This window comes from Blattabacterium cuenoti (assembly GCF_014252055.1).
Classification (GTDB): domain Bacteria; phylum Bacteroidota; class Bacteroidia; order Flavobacteriales; family Blattabacteriaceae; genus Blattabacterium; species Blattabacterium cuenoti_D.
Window position 1 is genome coordinate 304,078 of record NZ_CP059208.1, and the last position, 21,652, is coordinate 325,729.

The 21,652-nt window shown below is 25.7% G+C and carries 20 protein-coding genes and 2 tRNA genes; 11 read left to right on the plus strand and 11 right to left on the minus strand.

Annotated elements, in window-relative coordinates; genetic code table 11:
* Positions 1 to 128: 128 nt before the first annotated feature.
* Positions 129 to 1,478, plus strand: a complete 1,350-nt coding sequence (locus tag H0H48_RS01490; RefSeq protein ID WP_394366916.1) for an Nramp family divalent metal transporter — start codon at positions 129 to 131, stop codon at positions 1,476 to 1,478.
* Here the strand turns inward: H0H48_RS01490 and rplI are convergent.
* The 5 genes from rplI to mnmE form a co-directional block, all read right to left on the minus strand.
* The gene (rplI, locus tag H0H48_RS01495; RefSeq protein WP_185871340.1) at positions 1,460 to 1,933 is read right to left on the minus strand and encodes a 50S ribosomal protein L9; all 474 of its coding nucleotides are present in this window, start codon (positions 1,931 to 1,933) and stop codon (positions 1,460 to 1,462) included. The genes H0H48_RS01490 and rplI overlap by 19 nt on opposite strands.
* A 3-nt stretch (positions 1,934 to 1,936) precedes the next feature.
* On the minus strand, positions 1,937 to 2,239 hold the full coding sequence (gene rpsR, locus H0H48_RS01500) for a 30S ribosomal protein S18 (protein ID WP_185871341.1): 303 nt from the start codon (positions 2,237 to 2,239) through the stop codon (positions 1,937 to 1,939).
* 6 nt (positions 2,240 to 2,245) lie between these two features.
* Positions 2,246 to 2,590, minus strand: coding sequence for a 30S ribosomal protein S6 (gene rpsF / locus H0H48_RS01505; protein WP_185850669.1), 345 nt, complete (start codon positions 2,588 to 2,590; stop codon positions 2,246 to 2,248).
* A 63-nt stretch (positions 2,591 to 2,653) separates the two neighbouring features.
* Positions 2,654 to 4,174: a glutamate--tRNA ligase gene (gene gltX / locus H0H48_RS01510; protein ID WP_185871342.1), complete on the minus strand. Its 1,521-nt coding sequence runs from the start codon at positions 4,172 to 4,174 to the stop codon at positions 2,654 to 2,656.
* A gap of 36 nt (positions 4,175 to 4,210) precedes the next feature.
* Positions 4,211 to 5,620 carry a tRNA uridine-5-carboxymethylaminomethyl(34) synthesis GTPase MnmE gene (gene mnmE / locus H0H48_RS01515; protein WP_185871370.1) on the minus strand — a complete coding sequence of 470 codons (1,410 nt, stop codon included), beginning with the start codon at positions 5,618 to 5,620 and terminating at the stop codon, positions 4,211 to 4,213.
* A gap of 83 nt (positions 5,621 to 5,703) precedes the next feature.
* Between mnmE and H0H48_RS01520 the strand changes: the two genes are divergently transcribed.
* The 5 genes from H0H48_RS01520 (at position 5,704) to H0H48_RS01540 (ending at position 12,612) form a co-directional block, all read left to right on the plus strand.
* The gene (locus H0H48_RS01520) at positions 5,704 to 6,606 is read left to right on the plus strand and encodes a N5-glutamine methyltransferase family protein (RefSeq protein WP_185871343.1); all 903 of its coding nucleotides are present in this window, start codon (positions 5,704 to 5,706) and stop codon (positions 6,604 to 6,606) included.
* Positions 6,607 to 6,613: 7 nt separating this feature from the next.
* The gene (gene ligA, locus H0H48_RS01525) at positions 6,614 to 8,629 is read left to right on the plus strand and encodes an NAD-dependent DNA ligase LigA (protein ID WP_185871344.1); all 2,016 of its coding nucleotides are present in this window, start codon (positions 6,614 to 6,616) and stop codon (positions 8,627 to 8,629) included.
* Positions 8,630 to 8,780: 151 nt separating this feature from the next.
* Complete coding sequence (gene lon / locus H0H48_RS01530; RefSeq protein ID WP_185870806.1) at positions 8,781 to 11,183, plus strand: endopeptidase La; 2,403 nt, start codon at positions 8,781 to 8,783, stop codon at positions 11,181 to 11,183.
* Between the two features lie 105 nt (positions 11,184 to 11,288).
* Positions 11,289 to 12,524: a diaminopimelate decarboxylase gene (gene lysA / locus H0H48_RS01535; protein WP_185870807.1), complete on the plus strand. Its 1,236-nt coding sequence runs from the start codon at positions 11,289 to 11,291 to the stop codon at positions 12,522 to 12,524.
* Positions 12,525 to 12,526: 2 nt separating this feature from the next.
* Positions 12,527 to 12,612 (plus strand) — tRNA-Ser (locus H0H48_RS01540).
* Between the two features lie 20 nt (positions 12,613 to 12,632).
* Here H0H48_RS01540 and metG read toward each other — a convergent pair.
* The gene (gene metG, locus H0H48_RS01545) at positions 12,633 to 14,324 is read right to left on the minus strand and encodes a methionine--tRNA ligase (RefSeq protein WP_185870808.1); all 1,692 of its coding nucleotides are present in this window, start codon (positions 14,322 to 14,324) and stop codon (positions 12,633 to 12,635) included.
* Positions 14,325 to 14,383: 59 nt separating this feature from the next.
* Here metG and H0H48_RS01550 point away from each other — a divergent pair, with 59 nt between their 5' ends.
* Complete coding sequence (locus H0H48_RS01550) at positions 14,384 to 15,286, plus strand: 5'-3' exonuclease (protein ID WP_185870809.1); 903 nt, start codon at positions 14,384 to 14,386, stop codon at positions 15,284 to 15,286.
* A 15-nt stretch (positions 15,287 to 15,301) separates the two neighbouring features.
* Here H0H48_RS01550 and H0H48_RS01555 read toward each other — a convergent pair whose 3' ends face one another.
* Genes H0H48_RS01555 through H0H48_RS01560 form a run of 3 tightly spaced genes read right to left on the minus strand, consistent with a single transcriptional unit; the run spans position 15,302 to position 16,952 of the window.
* The gene (locus H0H48_RS01555) at positions 15,302 to 15,724 is read right to left on the minus strand and encodes a nicotinate-nicotinamide nucleotide adenylyltransferase (protein WP_238785290.1); all 423 of its coding nucleotides are present in this window, start codon (positions 15,722 to 15,724) and stop codon (positions 15,302 to 15,304) included.
* Positions 15,721 to 15,876 carry a nicotinate-nicotinamide nucleotide adenylyltransferase gene (locus H0H48_RS03125; RefSeq protein ID WP_238785291.1) on the minus strand — a complete coding sequence of 52 codons (156 nt, stop codon included), beginning with the start codon at positions 15,874 to 15,876 and terminating at the stop codon, positions 15,721 to 15,723. Before H0H48_RS03125 ends, H0H48_RS01555 begins: the two co-directional genes overlap by 4 nt.
* Positions 15,877 to 15,929: 53 nt before the next feature.
* Positions 15,930 to 16,952, minus strand: coding sequence for a porin (locus H0H48_RS01560; RefSeq protein ID WP_185870810.1), 1,023 nt, complete (start codon positions 16,950 to 16,952; stop codon positions 15,930 to 15,932).
* 583 nt (positions 16,953 to 17,535) lie between these two features.
* Here H0H48_RS01560 and H0H48_RS03130 point away from each other — a divergent pair.
* From H0H48_RS03130 to ribB, 4 genes are read left to right on the plus strand one after another with little or no spacing between them, the layout of a single operon-like run.
* The gene (locus H0H48_RS03130) at positions 17,536 to 18,111 is read left to right on the plus strand and encodes a DNA translocase FtsK 4TM domain-containing protein (RefSeq protein ID WP_185870812.1); all 576 of its coding nucleotides are present in this window, start codon (positions 17,536 to 17,538) and stop codon (positions 18,109 to 18,111) included.
* A gap of 23 nt (positions 18,112 to 18,134) precedes the next feature.
* Complete coding sequence (locus H0H48_RS01575; RefSeq protein ID WP_185870813.1) at positions 18,135 to 19,433, plus strand: DNA translocase FtsK; 1,299 nt, start codon at positions 18,135 to 18,137, stop codon at positions 19,431 to 19,433.
* Positions 19,426 to 20,568, plus strand: a complete 1,143-nt coding sequence (locus H0H48_RS01580) for an LptF/LptG family permease (protein WP_185870814.1) — start codon at positions 19,426 to 19,428, stop codon at positions 20,566 to 20,568. The genes H0H48_RS01575 and H0H48_RS01580 overlap by 8 nt, the downstream gene beginning before the upstream one ends.
* 6 nt (positions 20,569 to 20,574) lie before the next feature.
* Positions 20,575 to 21,201: a 3,4-dihydroxy-2-butanone-4-phosphate synthase gene (gene ribB / locus H0H48_RS01585; RefSeq protein WP_185870815.1), complete on the plus strand. Its 627-nt coding sequence runs from the start codon at positions 20,575 to 20,577 to the stop codon at positions 21,199 to 21,201.
* 6 nt (positions 21,202 to 21,207) lie between these two features.
* Here the strand turns inward: ribB and H0H48_RS01590 are convergent.
* Positions 21,208 to 21,281 (minus strand) — tRNA-Asp (locus H0H48_RS01590).
* 6 nt (positions 21,282 to 21,287) lie between these two features.
* On the minus strand, positions 21,288 to 21,605 hold the full coding sequence (trxA, locus tag H0H48_RS01595; protein WP_185870816.1) for a thioredoxin: 318 nt from the start codon (positions 21,603 to 21,605) through the stop codon (positions 21,288 to 21,290).
* Positions 21,606 to 21,652 lie beyond the last annotated feature (47 nt).

A 21,652-nucleotide genomic window follows, 5' to 3' on the forward strand; every position in this document is an offset into this window, starting at 1 on the left:
TTAATGCAATAAACATCCATATTTGGATGGATTGAACAAAAAAATTAAAACGGTTAACTTTATGTTTATGTTAACGTTATTTATTATACAGAATATATACGTTATACAATACGAACTAGATTTTTTCTATGATACAAAAAAAAAGATCTCCTCTTATAGGATGGAGGAAAGAGAATAAACATCCTACCCTTTCGGAGGTTTTCTCTTCTATTTATGTACCTCAAAAAAAAGGAATGTGGAAAAAATTTTTTGCTTTTACAGGACCAGGATTCCTAATTGCTGTAGGATACATGGATCCTGGAAATTGGGCTACTGATATTTCTGGAGGTTCTAAATTTGGTTATATGCTGTTATCTGTTATTTTTATATCCAATTTATTTGCTATCATTTTACAACATTTAGCTCTAAAATTAGGAATTGTTTGTGAAAGAGATTTAGCACAAGCATGTAGAGATAACTATCCCCCATTTATTAGTTTTATATTATGGATTTTATGTGAGATAGCTATTGCTGCTTGTGATTTAGCAGAAATTATCGGTTGTTCGTTAGCATTAAAACTTCTTTGTAATATTCCTATTACATGGGGGGTATTAATTACCACTATAGATGTTTTAATTATTTTATTTTTTCAATCTAAAGGATTTAGATATATTGAAAGTTTAGTTGCTACCCTAATATTTACAATTTTAATTTGTTTTAGTTTTGAAATTATAAGTTCAAAACCAGAAATTATTCCTATATTAAAAGGAATAATCCCTAATCCTAGGATCATTCAAGATCCTCATGCTTTTTATATATCAATTGGAATATTAGGAGCAACAGTCATGCCTCACAATCTTTATTTACATTCAAGTATCATACAAACTAGAGATTATCCACGTACTATTGAAGGAAAAAAAATGGCTATAAAATATGCTACAATAGATAGCACTTTATCTCTATCTTTAGCATTTTTTATAAATGCAGCTATATTGATTGTATCTGCAGCTACTTTTCATAAATATGGACATACAGAAGTAGCAGACATTATGGATGCGCATAAGCTTTTAACTCCAATATTAGGATCTAGTTTTGCTGGAGTTTTTTTTGCATTAGCTTTACTAGCTTCAGGACAAAATTCTACATTAACTGGAACATTAGCTGGACAAATAGTAATGGAAGGATTTCTAAATATAAGATTAAAACCTTGGATAAGGAGACTTATTACAAGATTAATCGCTATCGTACCAGCTATGATCACAGCCATTTTATATGGAGAAAAAGGGACGGCAGAATTACTAATCATTAGTCAAATAATACTATCCATACAGTTGATATTTGCTATCATTCCATTAGTAAATTTTACAGGAGATTCAGAAAAAATGGGAATTTTTGTAAATGGCCAAATTTTAAAAATACTATCCTGGGTTATTACTTCTCTAATAATACTACTAAATTCATTTTTATTATACAATACTTTCTATTTAGGATGGAGTTGAAGATCTGAAGATGGCAATACTTCAAAATTTAATGTAAATTCTTTTTTTTGATGTAATCGTATATTTGCTTTATGTTTCCCTATTTTTTTAATTACTTTATTTCCAGGTATTCTAATAAGTTTTTTATCTATAGATATTCCTTCTTTATTTAAAATATTCATAAGGAAATGATTATTTATAGAACCGAAAAGCTTTCCCCCTTTTCCAACTTTAGCTGGAATTTTTATAGTTAATTTACTTAGTTTTTCTTCAATTTCTTTCCATTTTTCTATCAAAAAACGTTCTTTCTTAGAACGTTGTTTCAATATTTCACGAATACTTTTTATAGTTTCAGGTAATGCTAAAACAGCATAACCCTTAGGAATTAGATAATTCCTAGCATATCCAGGTTTTACATCTATTTCATCATATTGAAAGCCTAAATTTTCTATGTCTTTTTTTAAAATAATTTTCATATTTTATCTTAAATCATCTGTAACAAAGGGTAATAGACCAATATGTCTACATCTTTTTATAGCGGAATTTAATTTATTTTGATTTTTCTGCAAGGTTCCTGTAATACGACGTGGTAAAATTTTTCCTTGTGCATTAAGAAATTTTATTAAAAATGTAGGATCTTTATAATCTATATATTTAATATTTCTTTTTTCAAAATAACAATATTTTTTTTCTGTTTTTGTTTCTATTTTAAGAGGAGATAAATATCTCAAATCACTATCTTTTTTTGTTGTATTATTTTGATTAGATTCTTCTAAAATCATAATTAATTATTTATCCTTTTTTAATAATTTTTTTCTTCTTCTTTCAGCATATTCTATTCCATACTTATTTAATTTAACAGTTAAAAAACGAAGTATTCTTTCATCCTGTCTCAATTTTAATTCTAAATCAGAGATTAAATTGGAAGTTAATAAAAACTCAAATAAATGATAACAACCGCTCTGTTTTTTATGAATAGGATAAGCTAGTTTTTTTAGCCCCCAATGTTCCTGATGAACAATTTTCCCTTTCTTTATTAGAAGAAAATCTTCATACTCTTTTGCTGTATCTTTTGCTTGATCATCAGATAATATAGGAGTTATTATGATGATATTTTCATAGTGTTTAAGCATCGGATTATTTTTATTAAACATATAAATCTATATTTTTTATGTTGTTTTTTCAAAAAATATATTCTAAATCTTTTCTTTTATTTTATTAATTAAATTATCCAAACGTTGTATACTTTCTTCTTTTCCTATCATTTCAAAAATGATGAAAATATCAACTCCTTTTAAACTTCCTACCAAGGATAAACGAAATAATTGCATCATTTTAATTCTACACTTATTTTCTTTATAATTTTGAAAAAAAAGTTTCAAGTTTACAGATATAAATTTATTTATTTTGTATAATGATGATTTTGCGTCATTTAATTTTAATATGATTTTTTCATGATTATTTTTTATCTTGTTAAAAAAATAAGGATCATAAAAACTAGGTCTAATAAAGAAATAAAAAGAATGTTCCCATATTTCATGAATAAAATGAATTCTATTTATTGTTAAGTTTATTACTTTCCAAAAGTAATCTGTTTTATATTTTGAAATAGTATTTTTCTGTACTTTCTTACACAAAAAGGAAAAGACTTCTTCTTTTTTTTTTATTAAATATCTTTTATTGAACCAATAAACCTTTTTTATGTCAAAAAAAACACCAGATTTTCTTATCCTTTTCAAGGAAAAGGATTTAATTAACTCTTGTAAAGAAAAAATTTCCCTTTCTCCTCCAGGATTCCATCCCAATAAAGCTAACATATTTACAAAAGCGTCTGGAAAATAACCTAATTCTTTATATCCTGGAATAATAGTATTATTATTCATCCATTGCATAGGATATATAGGAAAATCCAACATATCTGCATCTCTTTTGCTAATTTTTCCCTTACCATCTTTTCTTAAAATTAAAGGTAAATGTGCAAAATTTGGAGACTCCCATCCAAAGGATCTATATAATAGTGAATGCAAAGCTAAAGACGATAACCATTCTTCTCCTCGAATAACATGAGTTATTTTCATCAAATGATCATCAACTGTGCTTGCTAAATGATAAGTAGCTCCTCCATATGATTTTAACAATATTTTATCATCTAAATGATCTGTATCAACTGTTATGCATCCACGTATTATATCATGCATTTTTAATTTTTCTCCAGGATTTATTTTAAATCGAATAACATAGGAAGAACATGCTCCTAACTTTTTTTTTAATTGTTTATTGGTCATATTTAATGAATTATCTAGCTTATTTCTATTTTCATAGTTATATGAAAAAGTTAATCCTATCTCTTTATATTCTTTCCTTTTTCTATCAAGATCTTCATCTGTTTCAAAGGCATAGTATGCATCTCCCTTTTCTAACAATTTATTGATATAATAACGATAAATATTCAATCTTTTAGATTGATGATAAGGATAATATGGGCCTCCATATCCAACTCCTTCATCTGGCTCAATATGACACCATTTTAATGTTTTTATAATATAAGATTCAGAATTAGGAACAAATCTCTTTTGATCAGTATCTTCTATTCTAAGAACAAATGTTCCTCCATATTTTTTAGCAAATAGATAATTATATAATGCTGTTCTTATTCCTCCTAAATGAAGGGGGCCTGTAGGACTTGGAGCAAAACGGACCCTTACAAAATGTGACATAACTTCCAATATTTTATTTACTTTATAAAAAAAAAATCATTTTCCAATACAAAACTTAGAGAAAATATTTTTTAATATATCTTCATTTGTTGTCTCTCCCGTTATTTCTCCTAAATGACGTAATGCTTCTTTAATATGTATAGAAATTAAATCCTCTGAAAGTCCTTTATTTATCACATCATGCGCTAAACATATTTCTCTTAATGATAATTTCAAAGCTTCATAATGTCTACTTTGTGTAATAATGACATTTTTATCTTTCAATTTTTTAATAAATAAATGACTCAAAGTCCTAAGTATTTCATCTATTCCATGATTGTTTTTTGCAGAAACTTCAAAAAAATGAGAAAATCTAGATTTTAGATGTTTAAAATTTTTCAAATAGGAAATATCAGATTTATTCGCTACAATAAAAATATTTTTTGATGGATATTTTTTATAAATACTATGAATATCATCAATAATTTCATTTTGACTTTTTATAGAAGAAAAATCAAAAACATATAATATCACTTCAGATTCTTCTATTTTTTTCATAGTTTTTTTTACTCCAATAATTTCTATTGGGTCTTTAGATCTTCTAATTCCAGCTGTATCCATAAATCTAAAAAGAATTCCATTGAAAATAATTTCACCTTCTATACAATCCCTAGTTGTTCCTTCTTTATCAGATATAATAGAACGTTCTTCTTTAAGAATAGAATTGAATAAAGTAGATTTTCCTACATTTGGACTTCCAACTATTACAACAATAATTCCTCTTTTTATCGCATTTCCTAACGAAAAAGATTCAATCAAATCTTTTAATGTTTTTTTTAATTCATCAAAAAATGATGAAAAATCAAACCTATCATAAAAAATTAAATTTTCTTCTGAAAAATCCAATTCTAACTCCAAAATAGATGCAAAATCTAATAATTTATTCCTTAAATGTTTAATAGTATTAGATAATGATCCTTTTATCTGTTGCAAGGATATATCATGAGAAACTTTATTTTCGGATGAAATAAGATCAGCTATAGCTTCGGCTTGCGATAAATCAATTTTTTTATTTAAAAATGCACGAAGTGTAAATTCTCCAGGTCTAGCTAAACGTATTCCTTTTTTTATTAATAATTGTAAAATTTTTTGTTGAATATAATAAGACCCATGGCACGATATTTCTATCATATTTTCTCCAGTATAAGAAAAGGGAGTTTTAAAAACGGATATCAAAACTTGATCCAAAAAGTTTTCCTTTTCTACTTCTTTTTCTACTTTTTCTACTAGATAACCCATATGAATAGTGTGGGTAGATTGATGATCTAGTTTTTTTCCTGGTTTAACGGAAATAAAAACATCTTCAACAATAGAAATAGAATTTTTTCCAGAAATACGAATAATAGAAATAGCTCCGGAACCAATAGTAGGAGTAGCTAAAGAAGCAATAGTATCATCATTTATCAGCATACATAGATAATATAAAATAATAGTAATATCAAAAAATTATTAACAAACAAAATAAATATTTTTTTTTAATTAGCATTATTATGGTTTACATAAATGTATTTTATCATTGTTTTAAAAAACAACTTAATCCCTTATATTCTGAAAAAGAACTAGATAATATTTTTTTTTTACTAATAACTCACATATTAAAATGTGATAAAGTAACTGTACTTTTCTTACTAAATAAAAAGAAGAAAATAAGTTTTCTTGTCTATAAAGAACTAATGAAAAAATTATGGGAATTAAAAAATAATAGACCTATTCAATATGTAATAGAACATGCTTATTTTTTTGGAATGAAATTCATAGTAAACGAAAAAGTTTTTATTCCAAGACCAGAAACAGAAGAATTAGTACATTGGATATTACAAGAAAACTATAATAAGGACCCTTATAAGGATAATTATGTTCAAATATTTGATATAGGAACAGGAAGTGGATGTGTAGCAATTACTTTAAAGAAGAGAAACCCTAAAATAGGACATATATATGCAATAGATTATTCTAATGAAATAATTTCCATAGCCAAAAAAAATAAGAGATTACATAATGTTATCATTTATTTAATGAAATTAGACGTTTTAAATGATTTAATTTCCTATTGTCCAAAAACTAAAAATAATTCTATTAGTATTGTAGTTAGTAATCCTCCTTATATAAGATTATCTGAAAAAAAAATCTTACATCCAAACATTATTCAGTACGAACCTTATAGAGCGTTATTCGTTCCTAATCATGATCCTCTAGTTTTTTACAAAAAAATTTCTTTTTGGATAAAAAAAAGATTTAATGGAATCGTATATATTTATTTTGAGATAAATCAATTCATCTATTTGGATGTTCTTAATTTCCTAAGAAATATAGGTTTTTTTAATATAGAAATAAAAAAAGATTATCAAGGGATATTCCGAATGATTCGTGCAATATACTATGGAAAAAAATAAATTTATAATGAAAATGAAGAAAAAAATAATAACAGAAAAAATAAATCAACTTAGAAAAGAATTAGCTAATCATAATTATAAATATTATGTATTAGATCATCCAGATATATCTGATTTTATTTTCGATAAAAAATTAAGAGAATTATCTTTTTTAGAAAAAAAATATCCTGAATTATATGATCATAACTCTCCAAGTATTAAAATCGGAGCAGAAATTCATAAAATAGATTATTCTTCTATTTACTATCATAAATATAAAATGTATTCTCTTAAAAATGTTTACTCCAAAAAAGAATTAATAATTTGGTTAAATAAAATAAATAAATCAATAAATTTTAATACATCCTTTGTATGTGAACCAAAATATGATGGAGTTTCTATAAGTTTGATTTATCAAAACGGTAGTTTAACCCATGCAGTTACTCGTGGAGACGGAGAAAAAGGAGAAAATGTCACAAAAAATGTACAAACGATAAAATCTATCCCATTAAAATTAATAGGAAAAAATAACTATCCTTCGTACCTTGAAATACGTGGTGAAATATTTTTATCTGTAAAAAATTTATTAAAAATAAATGAAAGACGTATAAAAATAGGAAAAACTCCTTATAATAATCCAAGAAACACTGCTAGTGGGACTCTTAAAATTCATGATTACAAAGAAGTAGCTAAAAGAGAATTAGATTGTGTAGCATTTAATGCTTCAGGAAAAAATTTACCTTTCCATACCCAATATGAAGCTTTAAAAGCTATTAATAATTGGGGTTTTATGACTCCAGAAACAACACGTTTTTGTAAAAATGTAGACGATGTTATCCACTTTATAGACTTTTGGGAAGTTTATAGAAAAAAAAGACCTTATCAAACAGATGGAATAGTTATAAAAGTAAATGAATATCAAAAACAATATGTTTTAGGTTATACCAACAAATATCCACGTTGGGCCATAGCTTATAAATTCAAACAAAAACCATCAGAAACAAAATTATTAAACCTTACTTTTCAAGTAGGAAGAACAGGAATTATTACTCCTGTAGCTAATGTTGCCCCTGTATCAATTTCTGGAACAATCGTAAAAAGAGTAACGCTTTATAATAATAACTTCATCAAAAAAAATGGAATTTATTACGGAGATACTCTTTTCTTGGAAAAAGGAGGTGATATTATTCCAAAAATGACAAAAATAAATTTTGAAAAAAGATCAAATAAGGCTTCTCCCATATTTTTCTTGAAAAAATGTCCATCATGTAATGATACTTTAATAAAAATAAATGAATTATACTACTGTATTAATAAAAATTGCCCTTCTAAAAGAATAAGAAAAATAATACACTTTGTAAGTGATAAAGCAATGAATATACGAAATATTGGAAATAAAATAATAAAAAAATTATACGAAAAGGGTTTTTTATATAATCTATATGATTTATATAAATTGAAAAAAAAATATCTATTTCAAATAGATAGAATAAAAGAAAAATTAGCTGATAACATATTAAACAATATAGAAGAATCGAAAAAAAAACCTTATCATAGAGTTCTTCACGCTTTAGGAATCCATCATGTAGGAGAAGATGTTTCAAAAAAATTAATAGAAAATTTTCCAGATATACATTCTTTAATGAATGCTAGTTATGAAAATTTAATTTCTATTCCAGGTATAGGAAAAAAAATTTCACAAAGTATCATCACTTATTTTTCAATTCAAGAAAATAAACATACGATTAATATGCTCATAAAATATGGTTTAAATTTTAAATCTTCTAAAGAAAAAAAATATTTCTATTTTTTTGATGGAAAATCTTTTGTATTTACAGGAAAAATGGATTCTATGACTAGAAATAAAGCAAAGAGCATCATAGAATCATTAGGAGGTAGAGTGTATAACACTGTAAATAATAAGGTTAATTTTATAATAGTTGGAAAAAATTTTGGTTCTAAGTTGGAAAAGAGTATGAATAAAAATACTATTAAAATTTTAACAGAAGATCTTTTTTTATACATGATTAAAAATCATGAATAAACATTTTTTGCAAATCTTTCCAAAAGAGAAATCATCCTTACATAAAGGGTTTTGTTTTTCATATAGAAAAAAGTATATTTAATTCTATAGAATTAGGATGAATTAAATAAATTAAATCATCATTTGCGTCATTTAAGAAATCTATTTTTTTATGTTACTAAAAAATATATTTACCGAATCTGGATTCGAGTCTGAAGCTGAATTTATTCCTTTAATGAGTCAAGATGAAGAGGATCAGCTTCTTAAAGACGATATTCCAAAACAATTATGTATTCTAACAGTAAGGAATATGGTCTTGTATTCTGGAATTGTTTTTCCAATTATAGCGGGAAAAAGCGGATCAATACAACTGTTACAAGATGCTTATGGATTAGATAAAACAGTTGGAGTTTTAACACAGAAAAATTCTGGTATAGAAAATATAAGTGAAAAAGATTTATACTCTATCGGAACTGTTGCTAAAATATTAAAATTATTGAAAATGCCTGATGGAAACACAACCGTTATTCTTCAAGGAAAAAGAAGATTCAAAGTAAATCGTTTTATTCAAAATGATCCATATTTTAAAGCAGAAATTGTTGCCTTAGAAGAAAAGAAGCCATCTTGTAAGGATAAAGAATATCTTGCTTTAGTAGAATCTATAAAGGAAATAGCTATAAAAATTATTCAGGATAATCCCAATATTCCATCGGAAGCAAGTATAGCAATTCGTAATATTGAAAGTCCATCTTTTTTAATAAACTTTGTAGCAGCTAATATGAATTTAGCAACCAGAGATAAACAAAAACTACTGGAATATGATGATTTAAAAAAAAGAGCAATGGAAACATTACGTTTTCTTAACGTTGAACATCAACAAATTAAATTAAAAAATGATATTCAATCTCGTGTTCGAAGTGATATGGATCAACAACAAAGAGAATATTTTTTACATCAACAAATTAAAGCTATACAAGAGGAATTAGGAGATATCTCTTATGAGAAAGAGATTGATGAAATGCGCGCTAAAGCTTCTAGAAAAAAGTGGCCTAAAGAAGCAAAAAAACAGTTTGATAGAGAACTACTAAAAATGCAAAGAACTAATCCTCAAATGCCAGAATATACCGTACAGAGAAATTATCTAGAATTGATGATAGATCTCCCTTGGGGTAGGTATTCAAAAGATAGTTTTGATTTAGAGTACGCTCAAAAAATATTAGATAGAGATCATTATGGATTAGAAAAAGTAAAAGAACGTATTATAGAATATTTAGCTGTTTTAAAATTGAGAGGAGATATGAGATCTCCTATTCTATGTTTTTACGGGCCTCCTGGCGTAGGAAAGACATCTTTAGGTAGATCTATAGCTACTGCACTTAAAAGAAAATATGTACGTATTTCTTTGGGTGGGTTACATGATGAATCTGAAATACGTGGACATAGAAGAACTTATATTGGCGCTATGCCAGGAAGATTATTGCAATCTATACGAAAAGTAGGAACTTCAAATCCTGTTTTTGTCATTGATGAAATCGATAAAATGAGTTTAGGAGCAAATGGGGATCCTTCTTCTGCTATGTTAGAAGTTTTAGACCCAGAACAGAATACATCATTTTATGATAATTTTTTAGAAATGGGTTACGATTTATCAAAAGTGTTATTTATAGCTACAGCGAATTCACTTTCTCATATACAACCTGCTCTAATAGACAGAATGGAAATAATAGAAATGAATGGATATACAGTTGAAGAAAAAACGCAAATTGTAAAAAAACACATTCTTCCTAAACAATTAAAGGATAACGGATTAAAAAAATCCAATTTAATTCTTGGAAACAAACAAATAGAAAAAGTAATTGAAAGTTATACTAGAGAGTCAGGATTAAGAACTTTAGAAAAACATATTGCAAAATTAGCACGTTATGTTGCTAAACATATTGCTATGAATAAAAAATATGTAAAAAAATTGAGCATAGAAAAAATAGAAAACATTCTTGGTGTTCCAAATGATCCTGATCGTTATGAAGAAAATAATGTACCAGGCGTAGTTACCGGTCTAGCTTGGACTAACTTTGGTGGAGATATTTTATATATAGAATCTAGTTTATCTAATGGAAAAGGAAATTTAAGTATTACTGGAAATTTGGGGGAAATTATGAAGGAATCAGCTACAATTGCTTTACAGTATATCAAATCCCATTACAAAGAATTTAATATCGATCCTAAAATGTTCGAAGAAAAAAATGTACATGTACATGTACCTGAAGGTGCAGTTCCTAAAGATGGACCATCTGCAGGAATAACGATGTTAACTTCTCTAGTATCAAGTTATACTAAAAGAAAACTTAAACCTAATATAGCTATGACTGGAGAAATAACTTTAAGAGGGAAAGTTCTTCCTGTAGGAGGAATAAAAGAAAAAATTTTAGCAGCTAAAAGAGCTAATATTAAAGAAATTATTCTTTCTAAAGATAATAAAAAAGATGTAGAAGAAATTAAGCAAGAACATTTAATAGGATTAACTTTTGATTATGTTAGAGACATGAATGATGTTATTCATTTATCTCTTCTCTAAGAAAATAGAGAATAGAGTAAGTATAATAGAATAATAAAAATAGAGAAGTCTGTCTATTTATTCTCTAATCATAATTCATAATGAATGAATTGAATTTTTGATAAAATGAAAGAATTAGAAAAGATTAGTCGTCCAGTTTATAGAGAACAATTAATACAACTTTCCAATAAATATGGAACACCCCTTTATATATATGATTCTTATCAAATAAAGAAACAATATATAAAGATGAAAAATGCTTTTAGCTGTATAAAAAATTTAATCATTAATTATGCTTGTAAAGCAAATACGAATCTTAACATATTAAAATTTTTACAAAAACTAGGAAGTGGATTAGATACTGTCTCTATTCAAGAAGTAGAATTGGGGTTAAAAGCCGGTTTTCATCCAAAAAAAATTATATTTACACCTAATTGTGTTTCTATTAAAGAAATAAAAAAAGCAGTAGATTTTGGAGTACGAATTAACTTGGATAATTTATCTATTTTAGAACAGTTTGGAGAAGATATTTCTGACTATTCTGTAGGAATTAGAATCAATCCGCATATTATGGCAGGAGGAAATTCAAAAATTTCCGTTGGGCATATTGATTCAAAATTTGGAATATCTCATTATCAAATCCCTCATATGAAAAGAATATTAAATAATACAGGACTCAAAATAGAAGGAATACATATGCATACAGGATCAGATATATCTGATATAAAATCTTTTTTAGAAGGAGCAAATATCTTATTTAAGATAGCTATGGATTTTCCAGACATTGACTATATTGATTTTGGTAGCGGATTTAAAGTTCCATATAAAAAAAATGATATAAAAACGGATCTTATTTCTTTAAGCAATTTTATTACAGAAAAATTTCAATCCTTTTGTAAAGATTACGGAAGTAAAGTTTCTTTAATATTTGAACCTGGAAAATTTTTAGTAAGCGAATCAGGATATTTTTTAGTTAATGTAAATGTAATAAAACATACGACTTCTACTGTGTTTGCTGGAGTTGATTCAGGATTCAATCATTTTCTTCGTCCTATGTTTTATGATGCTTATCACTGTATTGAAAATATTTCTAATCCTAATGGACGTCATCGTTTTTACACAGTTGTAGGATATATCTGCGAATCAGATACTTTTGGTTTCAATAGAAAAATTGCAGAAATCCGTGAAGGTGACATTTTGTGTATTAAAAACGCAGGGGCTTATTGTTTTTCTATGTCTTCTAATTATAATTCTCGTTACAGACCTTCCGAAGTGATGATTCTCAATGGAAAAGATTTTCTGATAAGAAAAAGAGAAACTATGCAAGATCTTCTTAGAAATATAATTGAAATTCAAATATAATTGGAGAGATGGCAGAGTGGCTAATTGCGGCGGTCTTGAAAACCGTTGAGGTTTAATACCTCCGGGGGTTCGAATCCCTCTCTCTCCGCATATAATATTATAATTTAATTAGAATTTTTTAACTTTACCTAACTTAATAAGTTGTTTTTCAATTTTTTCATTAGTAATTACCTTAAATAATAACGAAGATCTCCCCAACAAATGTCCTGGTGGTAACATTTTTTCTATATTTTTTATATTACTCCAAAAACAAGGTTTTAAACGAAGCATATCCAACAATTTTTTTGCTGTATGTGGTAAAAATGGTTCAGATAATTGAGCTAAAATACCAACAATTTGCAAGGATATATAAAGAATAGTATCTAAACGTTTTTTTTCCTTATTTTTTTTCCAAGGTTCTTCTTCTGTTAAATACTTATTTCCTACTCTAGCTAAATCCATAAAACGAGTTAAAGCTTCTCTAAAATTATAGGATTCTATTAAAAATCCTATATTATTTGGATAATTTTTAATACTTTCCAATATTTTTTCATCTTTTTTTGTAAAATTTGAAGGATAAGGAACTATTCCATAATTATATTTTTTAACCAAAGTCATAGTTCTATTTATGAAATTTCCTAATATGGAAACTAATTCGTTATTATTTCTTCTTTGAAAATCTTTCCAATTAAAATTATTATCTTTTTTGTCTGGCATATTTGCTATAAGAATATAACGAAGTGCATCCTGTTGATTTGGAAAATCTTCTAAATATTCATGAACCCAAACAGCCCAATTTTTAGAAGTAGAAATTTTTTTATTTTCTAGATTTAGAAATTCATTGGCAAATATTTGATCTGGAAGAATATATCCACTATTATAAGCCTTGAGTATAACTGGAAAAATAATGCAGTGGAATACGATGTTATCTTTTCCTATAAACTGAATTAATTTTGTATTTTCATCTTTCCAGTAAGGCTTCCAATCTATTTTTTTCCTTTTAGACCATTCTATAGTAGAAGAAATATATCCTATAGGTGCTTCAAACCATACATACATCACTTTACCTTTATATCCATCTATTGGTATAGGAATTCCCCAATTTAAATCTCTTGTTATAGGACGAGGTTTTAATCCTTGATTTAACCAAGATTTTGCTTGACCATACACATTTATTTTCCAATCTTTTTTGTGTTGAATTAAAATCCATTTTTCCAAAAATTCTTGGTACTCATTTAAAGGAAAATACCAATGTTTAGTTTTCTCAAAAATTGGAATACTTCCACTTATAGTAGATTTTGGATGAATTAAATCCTCTGGATTTAAAAAATTTCCACAATTTTCGCATTGATCTCCATAAGCATCATTTTTTTTACAGTATGGACATATTCCACAAATATATCTATCAGCTAAAAATTGCTTTTCTTTTTCATCAAAATATTGTTTAGACTCTTTTTCAAAAATTTTTTTTTCCTCATAAAATCTTTGAAAAAAAGAAGTAGATATTTCATAATGAATTTTTGTAGATGTTCTTGAATAATTATCAAATTGTATCCCAAAATTAATAAAACAATTTTTTATCATGTAATGATATTTATTTACTATTTCTTCAGGTTCTTTATTTTCTTTTTTAGCTTGTATAGCTATAGGAACTCCATGTTCGTCAGAACCACATATAAAAACAACATCTACGTTATTTCTCCTAAGAAAACGAACAAAAACATCTGCAGGTAAATAAACTCCTGCTAAGTGTCCAATATGAATAGGTCCATTAGCATATGGTAATGCAGCTGTTACTGTATATTTATTTGATTTTATCATTATTGTTGTTACTGTACTAACTAAATTGTTAATTTATAATAAATAATAAAAATTGATATATGAATAACAAAAAATTATTTTTAATAGATGCATTTCCTTTTATCTATCAAAGTTATTATGCTTATAAAAAAAATCCTCTATTTACATCAAAAGGATTAGATACTTCTCCTATAATGAATTTTATATCCTTATTAATAAATACGTTAAATAATGAAAAACCATCTTACATGGCAATTGTTTTTGATACCAATCAAAAAACTTTTAGAAAAAAAGAATATAATAAATATAAATCACATAGAAAAGTAACTCCAGAAGCTATTAATATAGCTATTCCTCATATTATAAATATTTTAAAAACCTTTAGAATTCATTTTATACATGCTATAAAAGGATATGAAGCAGATGATATTATCGGAACGATAGCAAATATGGCAGAAAATAAAGGATACATCATATATATAATGACTTTAGATAAAGATTTTTATCAATTGGTAACAAAGAACATTAAAATTTATATTCCACCTTTTAAAGGTCATCCTAAAAAAATATTAGGAATAAAAGAAATCATAGAAAGATTTGAAGTTTCCTCTCCAAAACAAGTTATAGATTTATGGAGTATGATGGGAGATTATTCAGATAATATTCCAGGACTTCCAGGAATTGGAAAAATAACTGCTACAAAGTTCATAAAAAAATATGGTAGTATTGAAAAATTATTTGATTCAACTCATGAATTAAAAGGTAATTTGCAAAAAAACATTGAAAATAATAAACATTTAGGATTATTATATAAAAAATTGATTACAATAGTAACAACTATTCCAGTTTTGTCTTTTCAAGATGAAAAATTCTATATAAAAAAACCAAAATGGAATTCAATAGAAGAAATATTTTTTGAGCTTGAATTTAAAAAATTATTAAAAATAGCTTATCAATATTTTATATATAAAACAAAACAATAATCACTACATTTATTTTTATCTATATAAATTATATTTATTAATGTAATTCCATACTTTTATATAAAGTAAATATTTCATATTTTTTCCTTTTTGAATATTATTTCTAATAAAAGAAGAAGATATTTCAATAATTGGAGCTTTCAAAAAAGCTATTTTTTCTATATTAAAAATAGGATGATCAAAACATCCAATCCTAGGGTATACTATCATATCATATTTTCTTATTATTATTTTATAATCTTTCCATTTTTTTATTGAAGAATAAGTATCTACTCCTAATATAATGAAAAATTTATATCCTGTATATTTTTTTTCTATGTTATTAAGTGTATGAATAGTATAAGATGGATAATTTCCATGTTCAATATCCAAAACTCTGATATTCTCATAATCAGAAACTGCAATTTCAACCATTTTTATTCTATGTTCATAATTCAAAATATTTTTTTTTTTAATGGATTTTGTGGAGATACAATAAACCAAACATAATCTATATCTAAAAATTCTTTTGTATGATTAGCAATAATTGTATGTCCTAAATGGATAGGATTAAATGATCCAAAATAAAGTCCTATTTTTATCATATTCATAAAAAATAAAAAAAAATACCGAGATAACTCTCGATATTTTTTAATTAATTGTCTTAAATAATCTTAACACGATAACTAAATCCTAAAATCATAAAATGATTATTCTTATTCTCTTTTTTTATTTTATCTAAATTATAATTTATTCTTTGATTTTTATAAACAAGATGTAAACTAATATCTTCATTATTTTTTACAGGAAAAAATTCTACCCCTCCATAATAAGTATATAACCTTTTAAATAGTTGATTTTTTACGAATAAATCACTAAATTCTCTTTTAGAAGTACCTGTTTCATATTCCCCTTTAGCAATTAAACACCATCTTGGTAGAAAATTATATTTAAATTTTACTAAATAAGTTCCATATTTAATAGATGGAGAATGATTATTATTATTAATTTTCATTGATTGTATAATTTTTGTTATACTACCGTTTTTTTCCACATCTTCATCACTTAATATATAATCCGCTTCCATAGATATAGGTTTAAAATCTAATTTTCCTCCTATTGCTAATAACTTCCAAAAATTATTCTTTTCATTTTCTTGAAAAATAGAATAAGAACATCTGCTTTGTATCATTTTATTGAAAAAACTACAATTCAAATTCAAAGTTCCTCCCATGGGATGGGTCCATTTTTTATTATCATATTCTTTTTCTTTTGTATTACTATTGCTATTTACAATTTGTAATTGTAATTCTTGATTTTTTATAGGATGATAAATCAAATTAAAACCAACGGGGTTCTCTACATTTTTATTATATAATACGTTAGAATAACGAAATGTTTTATCATAAGAACTACTTGCATATTCCATACTTCCAAAAGCAATAGGTTGTTTTCCTATCAAAAAATGAAGATCATCATTCCACTTATATTTTAAGTAGGCTAAATCCACTATTTTATAATTTACTGAATTTTTATTATTGTTCAGTTTTTTTGAAAAACGATAACTTATTTTGTCATTAGTTTTTCCTTCTATTTCCAAATTTAAATAGTCTTCAGAAAAATTAGAACCTTCAAAAATTTCTTTTTTAACTGTAGAATTAAGACTACTTGATAAATCTATAAACATATTTAGATGAGATCTATCTTCTTTTTTATTTGTTGCTCCTGCTACTGTTGTTCCTGCTCCTGTTGCTCCTGCTACTGTTGTTCCTGCTCCTGTTGCTCCTGCTCCTGTTGTTCCTGCTCCTGTTGTTCCTGCTCCTGTTGTTCCTGCTCCTGTTGTTCCTGCTCCTGTTGTTCCTGCTCCTGTTGTTCCTGCTCCTGTTGTTCTTGCTCCTGTTGTTCCTGCTCCTGTTGTTCCTGCTCCTGTTGTTCCTGCTCCTGTTGTTCCTGNTCATTTTCATTCCTTTATTCTTCGTTATTGTTTCCGTTTCTGTATATCCTGTTTTTTCTATAGCTGCTGCTTCTGTTGTTATTGCATAACAATAAAATAATCCCACTAGTAATAATAAGACTTTTGTTTTTTTCATTTTTTTAATATTCATAATCTAAACTAATCTATGTTATATATAAGATAATAAAAAGATAATAAATTTTTCTTTATAAAAAACTTTTTGCAAAAAAAAACAAATAATTGAATCAAAAAAAGATTAAATTTCTTTATATAGAATATTTACAATTTTTTAAAAAATTCTTTATAAAAGAGTTATATGCATAAAAATATTCCAAAAAAAAATTATATCATAAAAAATGAAAATAAAATCACTGTAACTATTTTTGGCCTTTTTTTATTAGGGGGAAGTATTTTCCTATTTCTTAGTTTTTCATCTTTCCTTTTCTATTGGAAAAAAGACCAAAGTCAATTAATAATTTTTGATAAAGAAATAATAGCGGAAAATTTACTAGGAAAAATTGGAGCTATTGTATCTCACTACTTTATTCATTGTGGAATAGGAATTAGTGCTCTTTTTATCCCTGTACTATTATTTTTTACAGGACTAAAAATACTTTTTTCAAAAAAAAACATATTAGATAATTTTTATAAATCAATAATATATAAGTTTATATTTTTTAGTATATGGATTCCAATCACTTGTCATCTAATTTTACCAGATAAAAACTACAAAGGAATATTCAGCGGAATATTTGGATTTGAAATAGGAAACTTTTTGATTAATTTATTTGGAAAAATTGGATTATTTATACTAATCGTAATTAGTATAAGTTTTTATATAATTTTTCTTCGTATAAGAAAAATAACAATAAAAAAAAAATACAATTCTTAAAAGAAGTACTGAAAAAAGTTATAATGTTTAAAAATTTTTTAATCTCAAATAGAATAAATAACGTCCCCCTCAGAAAAAAAAAAGAAAATAAAACGATAATACCTTCTATTCTTAGTCTTAGAAATAGTTTTATAAGGAAGAACCACCACGACATAGATAATATCATATCAGAAATAAGAAAAAATATTGAAAATAATAAAAAAAAGATAGTAAAAATACTTGACCATCATAATTTAAAAATAGATAAAATAAAAGCTAATATAGGTCCTACTATTACTCTATACGAAATTTTTCCTCATATAGGAACAAGAATTTCAAAAATAAAAAATTTAGAAAATGAAATTGCATTAAATTTATCCGCTCTATCTATAAGAATTATAGCTCCAATTCCAGCAAAAGGAACCATAGGAATAGAAATTCCTAATCATAAACGTTATCCTGTATATATCGAAGATGTCCTTTTTTCAGAGGAAAGTGATAAAAAAAGCAATGAAATGGAACTACCTATATCCTTAGGAAAAACAGTTTTCAATGAAATTTTTGTTTTAGATCTAGCTAAAATGCCACATTTACTTATAGCAGGATCTACTGGACAAGGTAAATCAGTAGGTTTAAATGCTATTATTATTTTTTTGTTGTATAAAAAGAAATCAAAAGATATAAAATTTATTTTAATTGATCCAAAAAAAGTGGAATTATCTATATATAAAAATATATCAAAATCTTACTTTGCTACACTTCCTAAGTGTAAACAACCGGTAATTACAAATTTATATGAGGCAAAAAATACACTAAATTCTTTATGTAAAGAAATGGATAAAAGATATGACATCTTGGAAAAAAATAAAGTGAGAAATATTAGAGAATATCATTTAAAATTTAAATGCAAAAAAAAATATGATTTTCCTTATATAATAGTCATTATTGATGAATTCGCAGATTTTAGTATTTCTTTTAAAAAGAAAGAAATAGAAACATATATAATACGTTTAGCTCAACTTTCTCGTGCTGTAGGTATTCATTTGATTGTATCAACACAACGTCCATCAGTAGATGTAATTACTGGATTAATAAAAGCTAACTTTCCTGCAAGAATTTCTTTTAGAGTTAGTTCTAAAATAGATTCTAGAATCATTCTAGATTGTACAGGTGCTGAGAATTTGATAGGCAATGGAGATCTATTATTTTCTAATAAAAATGAATTAATACGATTACAATGTCCATTTATAGAATTATCAGATATTCAAAAATTAATAAAATTCTATAATATAAATGATGAAAACGAATTTTTTTTACTTCCTGAACCAGATTTAGATGCTTAAAAAAATAGATATATATATAATTCGTTTATTTATAATTCCTTTCCTATTTATCTTTTCTACAATATTTATCGTTTTCATGATTCAATTTTTTTGGAGCAAAATAGATGAATTAACAGGAAAAAACATTGATATATTGATAATATTAAAATTTATATTCTACTTCGGAATTACTATTATTCCATTAGCAATTCCTATAACTATATTATTATCTTCTATTATTACTTTTGGTGAATTTTCTGAAAATCAAGAACTTATAATAATTAAATCTTCTGGAATTTCTATTTTTCGGATTATGAAACCCATTTTATTTTTAACTTTTTTTTTATCTGTGGGATTATATTTTTTTTCTGATTTTGTTGTACCAAAAGCAAAAATAGAAGCGATGAAACTAGGCTATAAAATAGCATTATCTAATTCTAATTATAAATTAAAAGAAGGAGCTTTTGTTAACTTATTCCCAGACTTTTTCATAAAAATAGATAAGAAAGATAAAAAAAATAATATGTATAATGTATTCATTTTTTTCTATGGAAAAAATTACCTGGTAAATACAATTTTTTCTAAAAAAGGAATTATAATAAATAAAGAGGATAATTTATTTCAATTAAAATTGAATAATGGTATTTTTTATACTGAAAATTCAAATGAACTTCAAGAAAAACCGTCCTATAAAATTATAAATTTTGATACTTTAATACAAAAATTTAAAATTACCTCAAAAAATATCTCTAATATAAGATTACGTGATAATTTTCAAATACTTAATACAAAGGAACTAATAGAAAAAATTAATATTTTGAAATTAAAAAAAAACTATTTCAACAAAACATATTTAGCTAAACATCAATTAGAATTACAGAAAAAATTTACATTTTCAGTAACATGTATTATAATGTTTCTTATAGGTGCGCCAATAGGTTCTATTTTTAGAAAAGGAGGAATAGGTTATCCAACTATTATAGCTATAATTATATTTATTATTTATTATGTTTTACTTACGATAACTCAGAATATGGCAGAAAAATGTAAAATAAGCGCATGGATGGGGGCATGGATTCCAAATTTATTATTTTTACCAATAAGTATATGGATTACTTATAAAACTGTAATGGATGATTTTTTTTATAAATATTAGAAAAATATGGTGAAACATTTAGATGGAATTGATGAAGCCATACAAGATGTAAGAGATGGAAAAATTATTATTGTAGTAGACGATAAGAATCGTGAAAATGAAGGAGATTTTGTAGTTTCTGCTGAAAAAATAACTCCTAAAATTGTGAATTTTCTAATAACTCATGGAAGAGGATTAGTTTGTGTTTCTTTAACAGAAGAAAAATGCGATCAATTAGAACTTCAAATGATGGTAAAAAATAATACAGATCCTAGAAAAACTGCTTTTACAGTATCTGTAGATTTAAGAGGAAATGGAGTTAGTACGGGAATTTCAGTATCAGATAGAGCAAAAACTATTTTTGCATTAGTTCATGAGGTAAAACCAGAAGTATTTAATAAACCTGGTCATATTTTCCCTCTTCGTGCAAAAAAAGGAGGAGTTTTAGAAAGGCCTGGCCACACAGAAGCTGCTATCGAAATTACTAAAATGGCAGGATGCAAACCTGGAGGAGTATTAGTAGAAATACTTAACAAAAACGGATCTATGGCTCGTATTCCAGAATTAATACAAATCGCCAAAAAGTTTCATATGAAAATGATATCTATAGAAGATCTTATAAAAGATAAAGAAAAAAGTGGTAATAAAAAATAATGAATGCGGTCTGGACGGGATTTGAACCCGCGACCCCATGCGTGACAGGCATGTATTCTAACCAACTGAACTACCAGACCTATTTTTTAAACTAAAGCAGTTAATTTTTTTATAATTTCCTCTTTAGAGGAAATCCCAATATGGATATCTTGTTTTTCTCCATCTTTAAAAAAAATCATGGTAGGAATACTACGTATTCCATATTTAGAAGAAATCTTTGGATTATTATCCACATTCAATTTAAATACCGAAACTTTATTTTGAAATTCTTTAGATATTTCTTCCAATATAACAGATAATGCTCTACATGGAGCACACCATGGAGCCCAAAAATCTATTAAAACAGGTTTATCAGACTCTGAAATCACTTTATCAAAGGTTTCATCGTTTATTTCTTGTAACATATTCTTTTTCTTTTCATTTTAAGAACACCACAAATTTACCTTTTTTG

Excerpts from the sequence above, each read along its gene's own strand:
- H0H48_RS01580 (WP_185870814.1), top strand. The coding sequence starts at position 19,426 with ATGCTTAAAAAAATAGATATATATATAATTCGTTTATTTATAATTCCT.
- H0H48_RS01550 (WP_185870809.1), top strand. The coding sequence starts at position 14,384 with ATGAATAACAAAAAATTATTTTTAATAGATGCATTTCCTTTTATCTAT.
- rplI (WP_185871340.1), bottom strand. The coding sequence starts at position 1,933 with ATGAAAATTATTTTAAAAAAAGACATAGAAAATTTAGGCTTTCAATAT.
- trxA (WP_185870816.1), bottom strand. The coding sequence starts at position 21,605 with ATGTTACAAGAAATAAACGATGAAACCTTTGATAAAGTGATTTCAGAG.
- ribB (WP_185870815.1), top strand. The coding sequence starts at position 20,575 with ATGGTGAAACATTTAGATGGAATTGATGAAGCCATACAAGATGTAAGA.
- rpsF (WP_185850669.1), bottom strand. The coding sequence starts at position 2,590 with ATGCTTAAACACTATGAAAATATCATCATAATAACTCCTATATTATCT.
- metG (WP_185870808.1), bottom strand. The coding sequence starts at position 14,324 with ATGATAAAATCAAATAAATATACAGTAACAGCTGCATTACCATATGCT.
- H0H48_RS01560 (WP_185870810.1), bottom strand. The coding sequence starts at position 16,952 with ATGTTTATAGATTTATCAAGTAGTCTTAATTCTACAGTTAAAAAAGAA.
- lon (WP_185870806.1), top strand. The coding sequence starts at position 8,781 with ATGTTACTAAAAAATATATTTACCGAATCTGGATTCGAGTCTGAAGCT.
- gltX (WP_185871342.1), bottom strand. The coding sequence starts at position 4,174 with ATGTCACATTTTGTAAGGGTCCGTTTTGCTCCAAGTCCTACAGGCCCC.
- rpsR (WP_185871341.1), bottom strand. The coding sequence starts at position 2,239 with ATGATTTTAGAAGAATCTAATCAAAATAATACAACAAAAAAAGATAGT.
- ligA (WP_185871344.1), top strand. The coding sequence starts at position 6,614 with ATGAAAATGAAGAAAAAAATAATAACAGAAAAAATAAATCAACTTAGA.
- H0H48_RS03125 (WP_238785291.1), bottom strand. The coding sequence starts at position 15,876 with ATGAATATGATAAAAATAGGACTTTATTTTGGATCATTTAATCCTATC.
- H0H48_RS01575 (WP_185870813.1), top strand. The coding sequence starts at position 18,135 with ATGTTTAAAAATTTTTTAATCTCAAATAGAATAAATAACGTCCCCCTC.
- H0H48_RS03130 (WP_185870812.1), top strand. The coding sequence starts at position 17,536 with ATGCATAAAAATATTCCAAAAAAAAATTATATCATAAAAAATGAAAAT.
- lysA (WP_185870807.1), top strand. The coding sequence starts at position 11,289 with ATGAAAGAATTAGAAAAGATTAGTCGTCCAGTTTATAGAGAACAATTA.
- H0H48_RS01490 (WP_394366916.1), top strand. The coding sequence starts at position 129 with ATGATACAAAAAAAAAGATCTCCTCTTATAGGATGGAGGAAAGAGAAT.
- H0H48_RS01520 (WP_185871343.1), top strand. The coding sequence starts at position 5,704 with ATGGTTTACATAAATGTATTTTATCATTGTTTTAAAAAACAACTTAAT.